This window comes from Streptomyces sp. NBC_00461, from assembly GCF_036013935.1.
GTDB lineage: Bacteria > Actinomycetota > Actinomycetes > Streptomycetales > Streptomycetaceae > Streptomyces.
Map to the genome: position 1 here is coordinate 3385776 of NZ_CP107902.1, position 15498 is coordinate 3401273.

Below are 15498 nucleotides of genomic sequence, written 5' to 3' on the forward strand. Positions count from 1 at the left end.
TCCCCCGTCCGAGGTTCAACTTCACAGTGAACTTCACAGAAAGCCGTTGCGGGTCCGGCAAGACGAAATTCCCTCGCTCGTCCTGCAATGCCCTGGTAGGCATGGTTCATGGGCACTGACTTGCGCGTGCTGCGCCGGGACGACTGGGACGAGTGGTACGACAACTTGATCCGCGCCTTCGGCGGGCGTCCGGAGTCCGCCGAGGAGCGGGAGCTGTGGCGCCAGCTCACCGAGACGGACCGTTCCCTCGGCGTCTGGGACGGTGACATGTGCGTGGCGACGGCGGGAGCGTTCGGCTTCCGGCTGACCGTGCCCGGCGGGGCCGCGGTGTCCGCGGCCGGCGTGACCATGGTCAGCGTGGCCGCCACGCACCGGCGTCGCGGGCTGCTGACGTCGATGATGCGGCGCCAGCTGGACGACGTACGGTCCTGGGGCGAGCCGCTGGCCGTCCTGACGGCCTCCGAACCCGCGATCTACGGTCGGTTCGGGTACGGCGTCGGGACGTTCAACGTCAACGCCGAGATCGACACGACCCGGGTCCGGCTGTCCGTGCCGCCCGGCACCGATGACGTACGGCTGCGGTACGCCTCGCCCGCCGGGTCGCTCGGCGCGTGCGAGGCCGTGTACGCGCAGCTGGTGGCGCGGCGGCCGGGCATGGTGGCGCGGATTCCGGGCTGGGAGAGGCTGTGGGTGCTCGACCCGGAGAGCGAGCGGGACGGTGCGTCGCCGCTGCAGTGCGTACTCGCGGAGCGCGGAGGCCAGGTCGTCGGGTACGCGCGCTTCCGGATCAAGGGCGACTGGGAGGCCGCGGGTCCCAAGGGCACGGTCGTGGCGCAGGACGTGGACGCGCTGGATCCGGCGGCTCACGCGGCGCTGTGGCGGTTCCTGTTCGACATCGACCTGACGTCGAAGATCGACGTGCGGCGCCGTCCGATGGACGAGCCGTGGCAGTACCTGGTCTCCGACATCCGGCGCTGCTCGCTGCTGGTCCGGGACTCGCTGCACGTGCGGCTGGTGGACGTGGGTGCGGCGCTCGGGGCCCGCACCTACCAGGCGCCGCTGGATGTGGTGTTGGAGGTCGAGGACTCCTTCTGCCCCTGGAACAGCGGGCGTTGGCGCCTGACCGGCGACCCGAAGGGCGCCTCCTGCGAGCGTACGCAGGACTCCGCCGATCTCGCCCTGTCCGTACGGGAGTTGGCGTCGGCGTACCTGGGCGCGGTCCCGCTGACGTCACTGGCGGCCGCCGGGCGGGTGCACGAGCTCCGACAGGGCGCACTGACCGAGGCGTCGGTCGCCTTCGGCTCACCGGTGGTGCCGTGGCTGCCGCACGGGTTCTAGGTGCACTGATCTGAAGGGGCCCGCGGGTCAGGGCTGTTGGCAGGTGGGGCACCAGAAGAGGTTGCGGGCGGCGAGGTCGGCGGTGCGGATCTCGCCGCCGCAGATGTGGCAGGGCAGGGTGGCCCGCCGGTAGACGTACACCTCGCCGCCGTGGTCGTCGACGCGCGGCGGGCGGCCCATCGCCTCCGGGGTGTGCTCCGGGCGGACGGTGTCGATGCGGTTGTTGCGGACGCCCTCACGCATCAGCTCGACCAGGTCCGCCCAGACGGCGTCCCACTGGGCCGGGGTGATGTCCCGGCCGGCGCGGTAGGGGTCGATGGTGTGCCGGAAGAGGACCTCGGCACGGTAGACGTTGCCGACGCCGGCGATCACCTTCTGGTCCATGAGGAGCGCGGCGATCGTCGTACGGCTGCGGGAGATCCGCCGGTACGCCGCCTGCGGGTCGGCGTCCGCGCGCAGGGGGTCGGGGCCGAGGCGGTCGTGTACCGCCTGCTTCTCGGCGTCCGTGATCAGGGCGCACGTCGTCGGGCCACGCAGGTCGACGTACGACGTGGCGTTCGCGAGGCGGAGGCGGACGGTGTCGGTGGGCGGCGGCGCGGGGGCGTCACCGAAGGCGACCTTGCCGAACAGGCCCAGGTGGATGTGGACCCAGTCGGAGTCGCGGAAGCCCAGGAAGAGGTGCTTGCCGTGGGCTTCGCTGCGGGTGAGTTCGGCGCCGTCGAGCAGTTCCGCGGCGTCGGAGAACTTGCCCTGGGGGCTCGTCACTCGCGGTGCCGTGCCGAGGAAGCGGGCCGCGTAGTCCTTGGCCAGACGGTGGATCGTGTGCCCCTCAGGCACGGTGGCTCCTGTTCGTGCGTGGGTGGGGGCGGGGGCGGGCATGGGGGCGGGCGTGGGGGCGGGCGTGGGGTTTTTCGCCCCTACCGCCCTTACCCGTACCCATCCCCAGGGGCTCCGCCCCTGGACCCCCGTCGGCCCGAGGGCCTCGTCCTCAAACGCCGGACGGGCTGAAAACTACTGCTGCGGGTGGTGCGCCGGGATCGGGGGCAGGTCGCCCGTCGTCTCGTAGTCCGCAAGCATGTCGATACGGCGGATGTGGCGCTCGTCACCCGAGAACGGGGTGCCCAGGAAGGTCTCGACGAACTTCGTCGCCTCCTCCTGCGTGTGCATCCGGGCGCCCACCGCCACGACGTTGGCGTTGTTGTGCTGGCGGCCGAGCGACGCGGTCTCCTCGCTCCACGCGAGAGCGGCGCGCACACCCTTCACCTTGTTCGCCGCGATCTGCTCGCCGTTGCCCGAGCCGCCGATCACGATGCCGAGGGAATCGGGGTCCGCGACCGTCCTCTCCGCGGCACGGAGGCAGAAGGGCGGGTAGTCGTCCTGGGCGTCGTAGATGTGCGGGCCGCAGTCGACGGGGTCGTGGCCGGCCGCCCTGAGCCACTCGACGAGGTGGTTCTTGAGTTCGAGGCCGGCATGGTCGGAGCCGAGATACACGCGCATGGTTCCGAGTGTGACATGGGTGTTTCCGGGCAGCAGCCCCGGGTGTCGGCCAGGAAAATCCGGAGCCCAACCACGGAACCTCAAGGAAACCTCAAGTAACGATCTGGATTCAAAGGTTCACGAATTCCTTTGCCTCCGTTTCACTGGACCAACTCGTACGCCGCTCGTACGAAACCGCTCACCCGGCGCAAAGGAATTCCCCCCATGACTGGTCTCCAGGCCGGACTGAAGAACCGCCATCTGACGATGATCGCCATCGGCGGCGTCATCGGAGCCGGCCTCTTCGTCGGCTCCAGCTCAGGAATCGCCACCGCAGGACCCGGCATCCTCCTGTCGTACGCACTCGTCGGCACGCTCGTCGTCCTCGTGATGCGGATGCTCGGCGAGATGTCCGCGGCCAACCCGACCTCCGGCTCGTTCTCGGCGCACGCCGACCGGGCGCTCGGCCGCTGGGCCGGCTTCTCCATCGGCTGGCTCTACTGGTTCTTCTGGGTCGTGGTGCTCGCGGTGGAGGCCACCGCCGGTGCCAAGATCCTGGAGGGCTGGATGCCGGCCGTCCCGCAGTGGGGCTGGGCCCTGATCGTGATGGTGGTGCTGACCGCCACCAACCTCGTCTCCGTGGGCTCCTACGGCGAGTTCGAGTTCTGGTTCGCCGGGATCAAGGTCGTCGCGATCGGCGCGTTCATCGTCGTCGGCGGGCTCGCGGTCTTCGGTGTGCTGCCGGGCGTCGACAGCGACAAGGCCGGCCTGAGCAACCTCACCTCCCACGGCGGGTTCCTGCCCCACGGCCCCGGCGCGATCCTCACCGGTGTCCTGCTGGTCGTCTTCTCCTTCATGGGCAGCGAGATCGCGACGCTGGCGGCCGGCGAGTCGGAGAACCCGCAGCGCGCGGTGACGAAGTCGACCAACAGCATCATCTGGCGTATCGCCGTCTTCTACCTGGGCTCGATCCTCGTCGTCGTGTCCCTGCTCCCGTGGAACGACCCGTCGATCAAGGAGCAGGGCTCCTACGTCGCCGCCCTCGGCTCCCTCGGGATCCCGCACGCCGCTCAGATCATGAACTTCATCGTGCTGACGTCGGTGCTGTCCTGCCTCAACTCCGGCCTCTACACGGCCTCCCGGATGGCCTTCTCGCTCGGTGAGCGGGGCGACGCGCCGAAGATGTTCGCCCGGACCACGTCCCGCGGTGTGCCGATGGCCGCGATCGTCGCGTCGGTGGTGTTCGGCTTCGTCGCCGTCTTCTTCAACTACAAGTTCCCGGACTCGGTCTTCCTCTTCCTGGTCAACTCCAGTGGTGCGGTGGCCCTGTTCGTCTGGCTGGTGATCTGCTTCTCGCAGCTGCGGATGCGGAAGATCATCCAGGCCGAGGCGCCGGAGAAGCTGGTCGTGAAGATGTGGCTGTACCCGTATCTGACCTGGGCGACGGCCGGGCTGATCGTGTTCGTGCTCGGCTACATGCTCACGGACACGGAGCACGACGGGCGCGAGACCGTACTGCTGTCGCTGCTGGTCGCGGCGGTCGTGCTCGTCATCTCCGTCGTGAAGCAGAAGGTGGGCGGGAGCCGGGCCGTCGTCGACGGCACGTCGTCCGTGTCGGCGCGGGACAAGGTCAAGACCCGCTGACGTCGGCTGTCGGAGGGGCTCGCGGTGACCGCCGCGGGCCCCTTTCGCGTGTTCACAGCACCGTGAAGCTGTCCTTGACCTTGCCGTAGGTCTTGAGCGCCTGGGCTTCGTCCTCCGGCTGGTACCAGGTGTTGATCTGGTACGACTTCCCTTCCTGGTCGAACCCCAGCAGCCGGGCGTGCCACGGGACTCCCTTCAGCGTGAAGGTGTACTCCCAGACCACCGCCGGGTTGCCGCGGAACGTCGTCTTCTCCAGGCGGATCTTCTGGTAGTCCTGCCCCTGGTGGGCGTTCTCCTCCGACTTCTGCCAGGTCTCCATCAGGTCGCCGCGGGCGATGGACGACTTGCCCACGAGCTCCTGTGTGGCGTCGGGAGACGTGTAGTGCACCTCCGACCCCGTCTGCAGATCCCGCCGCCAGCCCGCCGGAGTCGCCCACGCGAACCCACCGGCCTCCCGGTGCGTGCCCGGCGGCAGGCTCTGCGGCCTGGACGTGCCCTCGACGGTGGGCGACGAGCTGCCGCCGGGTGTGGTGGCGGACGTGGACGGTGAGGTCGAGGAGCCTGCGCGATCGTCGCCGGGCGACCCGGAGTGCGGCAGGAGGACCACGGCGACCACGGCACCGGCGGCGGCCACTCCGACGGCGGCGACGATCCCGGCACGGCGCCGGCTGCGGCGGGGGGTGGCCGGGGCCGCGGGGCCGGGGAGTTCGCCCTGGGGGGTGCGGAGGGGGTGGGGACCCAGCGCGGGGCGGGTGGCCTGTTCGGACGTGGGGGGCGGGCTCTGGCGGGAGCGACGCGGCTCGGGAGCACGCGCGCTGTGCTGTGAGCCCTGGTGGAGGCCGGTCGAGGAATCGGAACCGTTCCCCTGCGCGGGGCTCTCCTCGGTGACCGGGTGAGGGCGGACGAGCGAGACCCCGGACCGTCGAGGGGGCGCGGAACCGGCCACGGGGGGCGCGGAATTGGCGGACGGGGTCTCGGAGCGGACCTCCGAGCGGAGTTCGGAGGGGACTTCGGTGGAGGCGTTGGGGGGTTCAGCGTGTGTGTAGGGGGCGGGGGGCTGGGCGTGTGCGTGGGGAACGGGGGGCTCGGCGTGCGTGTGGAGCGCAGCGGGCTCGGCGTACGCGGAGGAGTCGTCGGGCTCGGCGTATGCGGAGTAGTCGTGGGGCTCTATGCGGGTGGACGGGAGGTTGGGCCCGGCGTGGGCGGGGGCCTCGCCGGATTCCGTATGCGTGGCGGCGGGTCCCTGAAGGTCGGCGGGTGCATGAAGTGGCTCCGCGGACGGGGGCGCCGTTGCCGCGGAGGTGGCAGGGGCTGGTTGTGCCGCTGTGGGTTTGTCGGAGGCGTCGGCTGTGCCGGCCCCGGCCGGGGCGCGGTCCCGGCGGAAGTCGTGGGTGTCCGGCAGGTCTTGCGGTACCGCGTCCTCGACGGAGTCCGATTCGGGTTGCCTGGGGTCACGGGCTGCGCGTACGAGTCGGGTGCCCAGGTAGGCCGGGGTGGGTGCTTCGTTCGGGTCCCAGGGGGCGGGAGAGGCCGGCTCCGAGGGGCTGGGGGCGTCCGCGGGCGCGTCCAGGTCCGCGGGCGCGTCCAGGTCTGCGGGCGCGTCTTGGTCTGCGGGGGCGTCTTGGTCTGCGGGGGCGTCGGTCCCGGTGCCGGCCCCTGGCCCTGACTCGGCAGCAGGCTCGGAACGCGCCACGCGCCCGTGCACGGGTCGGGGCGGGGGCTCGGGCTCGGATTGCGCGGGGGGTACGAGGCCGCCCGCCTCCGTTGGTTCGGCTTCAGAAGCGGGCCCGGGTTCCACCCCGGGTTGGAAGTCGCGCTGCACCGCGGGCGTGGGCCCGCCCGCCACGCTCGGTTCGGCTGCGGAAGTCCTCGTGGACCCCGCCGCGGGCATGGAGTCGCGCTGCGCTGAGGGGCTGAGCCCACCCGCCACCATCGACTCGCCTTCAGAAGCCGACCCGCACTCGGCCGCAGGCACGCTCCCTGCCGCTGACCCTGACCCAGGCCCAGGCCCGGCCGAAGGCACACTCCCCGGGCTTGGCCCGGATCCGACCGCAGGCGCACTCCCCCGCCCGGTCGCAGGCTCGGGCGCAGACGCACTCCCCGCGCCACGCCCAGGTCCAGCCGGAGACGCACTCCCCGAACCCGGCCCAGGTGCAACCTGAGCCGCGGACCCACCCCCCGGGCTTGGCCCGGATCCGACCGCAGGCACGACCCCCGGCCCACGCCCAGGTCCACGCTCACCCCCGGGTCCACGCCCAGGTCCAGCCGGAGACGCACTCCCCGAACCCGGCCCAGGTGCAACCTGAGCCGCGGACCCACCCCCCGGGCTTGGCCCGGATCCGACCGCAGACACGACCCCCGGCCCACGCCCAGGTCCACGCTCACCCCCGGGTCCACGCCCAGGTCCAGCCGGAGACGCGCCCCCCGGCCCAGGTCCAGGTCCGGCCACCGGCGCACCCCCCGGGCCCGCCCTCTCCCCCTTCTCTCTCTCCTCCCTCTCCTCCCTCTCCTCCCCCTCCGCCGGCTCGGGCTCACGTGCGCCCCGGGGAACCAATGGCTCTCCCCCAGCCGCCGGTTGACCCGCATCCGGGTCTGACCCGTGCGAGCCATGCGCCCCGCCCGTACCCTCCTTCGGTCGTGGTGGGCCGGATGGGCCGGGCGGGCCGTCGGCTTCTCCCCCGCCGACGGGGAGGGTCGGTGTGGAGGGTGGGTAGGCGAGGGGGCGGAGGGCTGCCTCCAGGTCCTCCAGGGCCGGGCGGACCGATGGTTCCTTCTCCAGCAGTGCGGCCAGGACGTCCCTGAGGGGGCCGGCCGCGGCGGGGAGTTCGGGCTCCTCGTAGAGGACCGCGTGCAGTGTGGCGAGAGTTGTGTCGCGGGAGAAGGGGGAACGGCCGCCGAGGGCCGCGCAGAGCGTCGCGCCCAGGGACCAGATGTCCGACGGCGGCCCCTGTGGGCGGCCGGAGATGCGCTCGGGGGCCATGTAGTCGGGGGAGCCGACGAGCATGCCGACCATGGTGAGCGCCTTGGCGTCCTGGATCGCGGCGATGCCGAAGTCCGTGAGGACGATACGTTCGCCGACCGCCTCCACCAGGACGTTCCCCGGTTTGATGTCCCGGTGCAGTACGCCGCGTGCGTGCACCTGGCGCAGGGCGGCCACCAGACCGAGCCCGATCCGGGCCGTGCCGGCCGGCCCCAGCGGCCCCTCCTCCACCAGCATCCGTTCCAGGGAGCGGCCGACGACCAACTCCATGACGATCCACAGGCGTTCGCCCTCGTCGACGACGTCGTAGACCCGCACGACATTGGGATGGTCGATCCGGGCCGTGGCCCTGGCCTCGCGCAGCGTGCGTTCACGACGGGTGCGGGTGTCCTCCGCGTCCAGTCCGTCTATCCGCATCTCCTTGACGGCGACCGGGCGATCGAGCATTTCGTCGGCGGCTCGCCACACCCGCCCCATTCCCCCCTGGCCGATACTCTCGACCAACCGATAGCGCCCCGTCACCAGTGTCCCTGGGACTCCGCCGCTCCTCGTGTTCCCCGAATTCCCCGGCAATCCGCTACACCCCCTCAATTACCTCAACAACACCCCGACTGAAACACAATGGTCACACTTCATGCCGTACCAGCATAGTGCGGAGAAATCTTGTGGTACCTCTTCAAGTACTGCGAATTCAGGCGCAGCCAAGGGGGATTTGAACATGAGTTCTCTTCGCACGACGACCATCGCGGGATCGCTGGTCGCGGCATCTTTCTCGGCGGTGATGATCCTTTCCTTCACCGCCAGCGCGGACGATCAGGGGCCCGGCAGTGGCAAAGGGGGAAAGGCCGTCGACGAGGCACCGGCAGGTGTAAAGCTGACCACTCTCCTGCCTTCGAAGATCTCCGTCGACAACGGCTCCCAAAAGACGGCTATTACCGCCACGGTCAAGAACGAGGGGACGAAGGACAGCGGAAAGATCCAGCTTCTGGTCGTCGGTTTCGACGGCCTCACGGTGAAGGGCGTCCAAGGCTGCTCCCAGATTGACGAAAAGAATCTTCCGGAGGGCTCGAACAGCGGTTTCTCCTGCCCGATCGACAATCTCGCGGCCGGCAAGTCGAAGTCGTACGCCGTCGATGCCACGTACGACCTGCGCAAGGCCGGCAAGATCTGTCTGCCCGTGCAGTCCGGTGACGGGAAGAAGACGTACTGGCAGCAGGGCCCGGTTCCGTTCGGTACGACGAACCCGTCGCCGAACGCCCCGGCCACCCCGCTGCTCCTCGGCACCGACAACAAGCCGGTGGCGCCGGGCGGCGACCAGAAGGAGCTGCCGAAGACCGGCGTCGGGCGGGACGTCCTGCCACTCGGTGCGGCGGGCGCGACGCTGATGGCGGCCGGTGCGGCGGGGCTGTGGTGGTCGTCCCGGCGGCCGACCCGGCAACTGCGCGGCTGAGCGGACCCACCAGAGGGCCGGGGTGCGGCAACAGGTGCACCCCGGCCTCGAACGACCCTAAAAAGCTGACGGCGTCTGTCAGGTTATGCGGGCACGATGCCTGCAATGAACTTCGCCGACCAGTCCGATCAGTCCCACGAGAGCGACCAGTCCGACGTCACAGTCCTTCACCCCGGCGACCCCGGCTACGAGGAGGAACTCGCCGGTTTCCAGACCGGGTTCACCCAGCGACCCGCCGTGGTGTTCGCCGCCTCCTCGGCCCAGGACGTGATCGCCGCCGTGCGGTACGCGGCCGAACGGGACCTGCCGGTCGGTGTCCAGGCCACCGGCCACGGACTGCCCGGCGCCTCGGAGGGCGGCGTCCTGGTCACGACGAAGCGCATGGACAGGGTGAGTGTCGACCCCGAGGCCCGTACCGTCCGGGTCGGGGCGGGCGTCCGCTGGGGGCAGGTCGTGGCGGCCGCCGAGCCGTACGGCCTCGCACCGCTCAACGGCTCCGCCCCGAGCGTCGGGGCCGTCTCCTACACACTGAGCGGCGGGCTGGGCATCCTGGCCCGGGAGTTCGGCTACGCGGCCGACCATGTGCGCGCCCTGGACGTGGTCACCGCCGACGGCCGGCTCCGGCAGGTGACCCGGGAGTCCGACCCCGGCCTGTACTGGGCCCTCCTCGGCGGCGGCCACAACTTCGGCGTCGTCACCGAGCTGGAGATCGGCCTCGTACCCGTGAGGACGCTGTACGGCGGTTCTGTCGCCTTCGACGGGCGGGAGGCCGATCCGGCGGTCCTGCTGCGGGCGTACGAGGAGTGGACGCGGACCGTGCCGGAGGGGCTGACCTCGTCCTTCGCGGCCGTACCGTACCCGGACATCCCGGCGCTGCCGCCGCATCTGCGCGGTCGGTACGTCGTCTCCGTGCGGGTCGCGTACACCGGCGCCGACGGCGAGGAACTCACCGCCCCGCTGCGGGAGTTCGGGCCGGTACTCGCCGACTCCCTGCGCGAGATGCCGTACGCCGAGAGCCGCACCATCCACAGTGATCCGGACTTCCCGCACGCGTACTACGGGGACAGTGCGGTGCTGAGCGAGCTGGACGTGGCGAGGGCCGGGGAGCTGCTCGCCGCCGTCGGGCCGGACGCGGGCGGGCCGATGTGCGTGGTGCAGATCAATCATCTGGGCGGGGCGCTCGCGCGGCCCGCGCCGAACTCGGTGCCGTATCGCGAAGGGCGTTTCCTGGTACGGCTGTTGACGGTGGGCGACCGGGACGCGGCACGGGCCGTGCTGGATCCGGCGTTCGCGCTGCTCGCGCCGGTCACGATCGGCCGTGCGCTCAACTTCGCGTTCGGCGCCGGCGACCGGACCGCGGGGCTGTACGACGCCGGGACGCGAAAGAGGCTCGCCGGGCTGAAGGCGCAGTACGACCCGGCGAACCTCTTCCGCGCCAACTACAACGTCGGCGCGTGAGCGACCGGCGCATGGAGGGCAGGCGCGTGAGCGACCGGCACGTCAGCGACCGGCACGTGAGCGACCGGCACGTCAGCGCTTGTCGACGAGCTTCCAGGCGGTGGGCATGGCCCCCATCGCCAGGGCGGCCTTCACGGCGTCGCCGATCAGGAACGGGGTGAGGCCGGCCGCGATCGCCGCGGACAGGGAGAGGTCGGCGGCGTAGGCCAGGTACGGGACGCCGACGGCGTAGATGATCGCCTCGCCCAGCAGCATCGTGCCCGCCATGCGGGGCACCGAGCGGTCGGCGCCGCGGCGGGCCAGGGCGCCCACCACGGTGGAGGCGAGCATCATGCCGAGGATGTAGCCGAAGGAGACGGAGACACCCGAGGTGCCGCCGGCGAACCACGGCACACCGGCGAGGCCGGCCAGCGCGTACAGCACGAGCGCGCTCAGGCCGCGGCTCGCGCCGAGCGTCGTGCCGACCAGCAGGGCGGCGAAGGTCTGGCCGGTCACCGGCACCGGGGAGCCCGGGACGGGCACGGAGATCTGGGCCGCGAGGCCGGTGAGCGCGGCGCCGCCGAGCACGAGTGCCACGTCCCGGACGCGGGACGCGGGCAGGAGGTCGGCGAGGACCTCGCGGGGGCGGACGGTGGCGGCAGCGGTGCTCATGGGGACTCCGCGGGTGACGGGGACATGCTGGGACACGATGACGCTATCCCGGCGGCCTCGCGTCGATCACCGTCAGCGCTCGACAAAGCGTGGAACGGGGGCTTGGTGGGCTCCCGACAAAGAGTGCCACTTGCACCGGTCTCGACGTGATGCCGGTCACTGAGGCAGGGAGGCCGCGGTCACCCCGCGAGGTGCGGGCGGTCTGTGGGATCCCACCAAATGAATCCTAGCGGTCTGGCCGGATTCACGCTTTCTGGCCTACTCTTCAAGCCATGGTTGCCCAGGCCCGGAACTTCACGTCGCGTCGCTATGTCGACCTGCGACGCCAGGGCACTGCCACCTGTCGCCGTCCGGTGTGAGGCGGCCCCGGAACGGTTTCGGCACGCCTCGACCTCCGAGACATGTCGGCCCCGGTCCCGAGGACGGTCTCCCATGCCCCGAACAGCGGCACCCCCTGTCACCTCCCCCGCCCCTGCCCCTGCCCCTGCCCCCACCGCCCGCCGCCGGACGAGCGCGAGCGTGGTGCTGCGGTCCGTGCTGGACCACGGTCCGGTGGCGCGCAGCACCATCGCCCGGCTGACCGGCCTGTCACCGGCGTCGGTGACGGACTACTGCGCCCGCTTCACCGAACTCGGCCTGATCCGCGAGGCGTCCGCGCCCCGGCGGTCGAACGGTGTCGGGCGCCCGCACGTCCCCGTCGACCTGGATGACTCACGGTTCGTGGTCGGCGGGGTGCATGTGGCGGTGCCGTACACCACGGTCGCGCTGCTCGATCTGCGCGGTCGGGTGGTCGCCCGGCGCGAGCTGAAGCACGAGGGCACCGATCCCGGCCGGGTGCTGGCGCGGGCGGCCGACGGGCTGGCGGCGCTGCTGGCCAGCGCGCCCGGCTGCCGACCGCTCGGCGTCGGCGTGGCCCTCGGCGGCTGGGTGGACCGGGAGTCCGGGACCGTGGTGGAGCATCCGATGCTGGGCTGGCGGGAGGTGGCGGTGCGCGAGGTGCTCGGCCGGCGTACCGGGCTGCCGGTCCATGTGGACGGACACTCCCGGGCGTTGGTCAACGCGGAGCGGCTGTTCGGTCCGGCGCGGGAGAGCGGGAGCGTGCTGCACCTGTTCGTCGGCAACGTGGTCGACGCGGCCTTCGCCACCAACGACGAGGTGCACCACGGCCCCCGCTCGCAGGCGGGCGCGATCGCGCATCTGCCGGTGCCGGGCAGCACGGAGCCGTGCGCGTGCGGGCGAATCGGCTGCCTCCAGGCCGAGTTGAGCGAGCGGACGCTGTGCCGGCGGGCGCGCGAGGCGGGCGTCGTCGAGGGCGTGAACCCGATGCACGTGGTCGCGGCGGCGGCAGCGGGCGATCCGGAGGCCGTACGGCTGCTGGTGGAGCGCGCGGCCGCGATCGGGCGGGCGGCGCGGCTTCTGCTGGACGTGCTCAATCCGGAGACGGTGGTCGTGACGGAGGTCGGGATCATTCACCGGGAGGACTGCCTGAGGGCGCTGCGCGAAGGGGTCGGGGACGAACGCGCGGCTTCCGTCGTGCCCACGAGTTTCCCGGATTCGGTGCTCGCCGTGGCCGGTGGTTCGGTGGCTCTCGACGTGCTCTACCGGGATCCCCTGGCCACGTCACCTGAGGCTATTTAATTCAGAAACTCCGAATGTTGACAGGGATAGCCGATGACCGGGAACATCCTGCTCATGAGCCCGTTCGTGAGCTGTCGCACCCTTTGTTGCTGACACGTTGCCGCGTGTGAAGCGCTCATTTCTTCCTGCGTGAATTTTCTTTCCTGGGCCTTCTTGTGCCCGGAATTCCGCATGCTTTCCTGCCTTCTGAACTCACGGAGTCCTCCCATGCCTTCCTCTTCCCTGCCGGGTGTCGACCGACGGCTCTTCCTCGCCTCGCTGCTCGGTGCCGCGGCCGGTGTCGCCGGGCTGAGCGGCTGCGCCGGCAGCAGCGCGGCCGCCGACAGCAAGGGCGTCTCGACCGCCCCGCTCGCCGACAAGGTCCCGGCCGGTACGAGCCTGAAGATCGCCTCGTACCTGGGCACCCAGCAACTCCAGTTCAAGCTGGCCAAGTTGGACGACCTGCCGTTCAAGGTGTCGAACTGGCTGAACATCGGCGCCGGACCGGACGTCATCAACGCGTTCCGCGCCAAGTCCCTGGATGTCGGCAACAATGCCGGGATTCCGCCGATCCAGGCGCACTACCAGGGATTCGACGCGAAGATCGTCGCGATCAACATCACCCGCAAGCCCAACTACCTCTTCGCCACCAAGCCCGGCAGCGACATCCGGTCGGTCGCCGATTTCAAGGGCAAGAAGCTCGCCTTCTCGCAGGGGCAGGCCCAAGGTGTCGTGCTTCTGCGGGCGTTGAAGAAGGCCGGACTGAAGTACGACGACGTCGAGCTCGTCCCGCTGACCAGCAACCAGTTCCTGACGGCCCTGCAGTCCGGCCAGGTCGACATCGCGCCACTCGCCAACACCCAGGTGCCCTCCTATCTGCAGCAGTACGGGTCCAAGGGCGCCCACGTCATCAAGACGGACGTCGTCGACCTCCTCAACCTCCTGTGGGCGCCGACCGCCGTGCTCAACGACTCCGCGAAGGCCGCCGCGGTCGCCGCGTACATCCCGTACTGGGCCAAGGGCCAGGTCTGGACGTACGAGAACCCCGACGCCTGGAACGAGGAGTTCTACGTCAAGACGCAGAACGTGACGCTCGCCCAGGCCCAGGGCATCACCAAGCTCGCCAACAAGCCGCTGTTCCCGCCGAGTTGGGACGAGGCGATCAAGTGGGAGCAGGAGACCGCCGATCTGCTGGCGAAGGGCGGCTTCGTGAAGAAGTTCGACGTGTCCACGCTCTTCGACCACCGCTTCGAGTCCATCGCCGCCAAGGCCGTGCCGGCGGAGTACCGGAGGTGACCGCCATGACCACCACCACGACCACCACGACCACCGCTGCCGCGCCGTTGACGGGCGAGGAGGAGGGCCACCGCCGGCCACGCCGACGAGCACGGCGCGGCCTCTCCCCCGGCAAGCCCTTCCCCGCCTCCCGGCTGGTCGGCCCAGCCCTCCTCGTCGCCCTGTGGGCCGCCGCCTCCGCCGCCGGACGGCTGGACCCCGGCGCGATCCCGGCTCCCTGGACGGTGCTGAGGACGGCCGGACGTCTGTGGACCTCCGGGAGCCTGCCCACCGACATCCTGACCTCGCTGGAGCGCGCCGCGTACGGCTTCGCGATCGGCCTCACCGCGGGCGTCGTCCTCGCGCTGGCGTCCGGGCTCAGCCGGGTCGGCGAGGCGCTGATCGACGGAACGGTGCAGCTCAACCGGGCGGTCCCGACGCTCGGTCTGATCCCGCTGTTCATCCTGTGGCTGGGCATCGGCGAGACCTTCAAGATCGCGATCATCGCCATCGTCGTCTACATCCCGATCTATCTGAACACGCACGCCGCGCTGTCCGGCATCGACAGCCGCTTCGTCGAACTGGCCGAGGTGCAGGGCCTGTCGAAGCTCCAGTTCGTCCGCCAGATCGTCATCCCCGGCGCACTGCCCGGATTCTTCGTGGGGCTCCGGCTCGGTGTGACCGGCTCCTGGCTCGGTCTGGTGGTGCTGGAGCAGATCAACGCCACCAGCGGCCTCGGCTACATGATGTTCCAGGCCCAGAACTACGGCCAGTCGGACGTCATCCTCGTCGGTCTTCTCGTCTACGGCGTCTTCGGCCTCATCTCCGACAGCGCGGTCCGTCTCGTCGAACGGAGGGTGCTGTCATGGCGCCGCACACTGAGCAGCTGACCCGGCCCGCCGTCCAGCTCAGGGGACTCACCAGGTCGTTCGAGGGGCGCACGGTCCTCGACGGCATCGATCTGGACCTGCCGGCCGGACAGTTCACGGCCCTCCTCGGGCACAGCGGCTCCGGCAAGAGCACTCTGCTGCGGGCGATCGCGGGGCTGGACCACAAGGTCTCCGGGAGCGGCCAACTCACCGCCCCGGACCGGGTGTCCGTGGTCTTCCAGGACTCCCGGCTGCTGCCCTGGCGCCGGATCCTGGACAACGTACTCCTCGGCCTGGACGGCAAGGAGGCGGCGCAGCGGGGCCGTGAGGCGCTCGCCGAGGTGGGTCTGGAAGGCCGCGAACGTGCCTGGCCCAACGAGCTGTCCGGCGGTGAGGCGCAGCGTGCGGCGCTTGCGCGCTCCCTTGTGCGGGAGCCCGAACTCCTGCTGGCGGACGAGCCGTTCGGGGCGCTGGACGCCCTGACCCGGATCAAGATGCACGGTCTGCTCAGGGAGTTGTGGCAGCGCCACCGGCCCTCTGTGCTGCTCGTCACCCACGACGTGGACGAGGCGGTTGTCCTCGCGGACCGGGTGCTGGTGCTTGAGCGGGGGCGGATCGGGCTCGACCTGGCCATCGATCGTGATGCGGGTGCGCGTGGTGAGTACCGGGCGCGGTTGCTCGCGGCGCTGGGTGTGACCGAGGACGTCAGGTGATCCTCGGTCCCGCCGGTTCTGGGGGCT

General features: G+C 70.8%; 12 protein-coding genes and 1 pseudogene. 8 read left to right on the plus strand and 5 right to left on the minus strand.

Annotated elements, in window-relative coordinates:
* Positions 1–108: 108 nt before the first annotated feature.
* A complete protein-coding gene (locus OG870_RS15905) occupies positions 109–1338 on the plus strand; it encodes a GNAT family N-acetyltransferase (RefSeq protein ID WP_266584617.1) in 1230 nt (409 codons plus the stop codon).
* Positions 1339–1365: 27 nt separating this feature from the next.
* Here OG870_RS15905 and OG870_RS15910 read toward each other — a convergent pair whose 3' ends face one another.
* Complete coding sequence (locus tag OG870_RS15910; protein ID WP_266514347.1) at positions 1366–2175, minus strand: Fpg/Nei family DNA glycosylase; 810 nt, start codon at positions 2173–2175, stop codon at positions 1366–1368.
* A 174-nt stretch (positions 2176–2349) separates the two neighbouring features.
* Positions 2350–2835, minus strand: coding sequence for a ribose-5-phosphate isomerase (locus tag OG870_RS15915; protein ID WP_266514350.1), 486 nt, complete (start codon positions 2833–2835; stop codon positions 2350–2352).
* A 204-nt stretch (positions 2836–3039) separates the two neighbouring features.
* Here OG870_RS15915 and OG870_RS15920 point away from each other — a divergent pair, with 204 nt between their 5' ends.
* Positions 3040–4458: an amino acid permease gene (locus OG870_RS15920; protein WP_266514352.1), complete on the plus strand. Its 1419-nt coding sequence runs from the start codon at positions 3040–3042 to the stop codon at positions 4456–4458.
* Positions 4459–4510: 52 nt separating this feature from the next.
* Here the strand turns inward: OG870_RS15920 and OG870_RS15925 are convergent, their stop codons facing one another.
* Both OG870_RS15925 and OG870_RS15930 read right to left on the minus strand, forming a co-directional pair.
* Entirely contained in the window at positions 4511–6151 is a 1641-nt protein-coding gene (locus OG870_RS15925; protein WP_327692314.1) for a hypothetical protein, read from the minus strand.
* 987 nt (positions 6152–7138) lie between these two features.
* A pseudogene (locus OG870_RS15930) lies at positions 7139–7915 on the minus strand (serine/threonine-protein kinase); the annotation flags it as partial.
* Between the two features lie 241 nt (positions 7916–8156).
* Here OG870_RS15930 and OG870_RS15935 point away from each other — a divergent pair.
* Complete coding sequence (locus OG870_RS15935) at positions 8157–8888, plus strand: LPXTG cell wall anchor domain-containing protein (RefSeq protein ID WP_266514355.1); 732 nt, start codon at positions 8157–8159, stop codon at positions 8886–8888.
* A gap of 105 nt (positions 8889–8993) precedes the next feature.
* A complete protein-coding gene (locus OG870_RS15940) occupies positions 8994–10346 on the plus strand; it encodes an FAD-binding oxidoreductase (protein ID WP_266584601.1) in 1353 nt (450 codons plus the stop codon).
* 72 nt (positions 10347–10418) lie between these two features.
* Here OG870_RS15940 and OG870_RS15945 read toward each other — a convergent pair whose 3' ends face one another.
* On the minus strand, positions 10419–10997 hold the full coding sequence (locus OG870_RS15945) for a biotin transporter BioY (protein WP_266584599.1): 579 nt from the start codon (positions 10995–10997) through the stop codon (positions 10419–10421).
* A gap of 432 nt (positions 10998–11429) precedes the next feature.
* On the opposite strand from OG870_RS15945, the gene OG870_RS15950 reads away from it, so the two are divergent.
* The 4 genes from OG870_RS15950 to OG870_RS15965 all read left to right on the plus strand — a co-directional run bounded on the left by OG870_RS15950 (position 11430) and on the right by OG870_RS15965 (position 15471).
* Positions 11430–12635: an ROK family transcriptional regulator gene (locus tag OG870_RS15950; protein ID WP_266584597.1), complete on the plus strand. Its 1206-nt coding sequence runs from the start codon at positions 11430–11432 to the stop codon at positions 12633–12635.
* Between the two features lie 207 nt (positions 12636–12842).
* Entirely contained in the window at positions 12843–13910 is a 1068-nt protein-coding gene (locus tag OG870_RS15955) for an ABC transporter substrate-binding protein (protein ID WP_266584594.1), read from the plus strand.
* A 5-nt stretch (positions 13911–13915) separates the two neighbouring features.
* On the plus strand, positions 13916–14779 hold the full coding sequence (locus OG870_RS15960; RefSeq protein ID WP_266514373.1) for an ABC transporter permease: 864 nt from the start codon (positions 13916–13918) through the stop codon (positions 14777–14779).
* Entirely contained in the window at positions 14755–15471 is a 717-nt protein-coding gene (locus tag OG870_RS15965) for an ABC transporter ATP-binding protein (protein WP_266514376.1), read from the plus strand. The genes OG870_RS15960 and OG870_RS15965 overlap by 25 nt, the downstream gene beginning before the upstream one ends.
* The last annotated feature ends 27 nt before the right edge of the window (positions 15472–15498 follow it).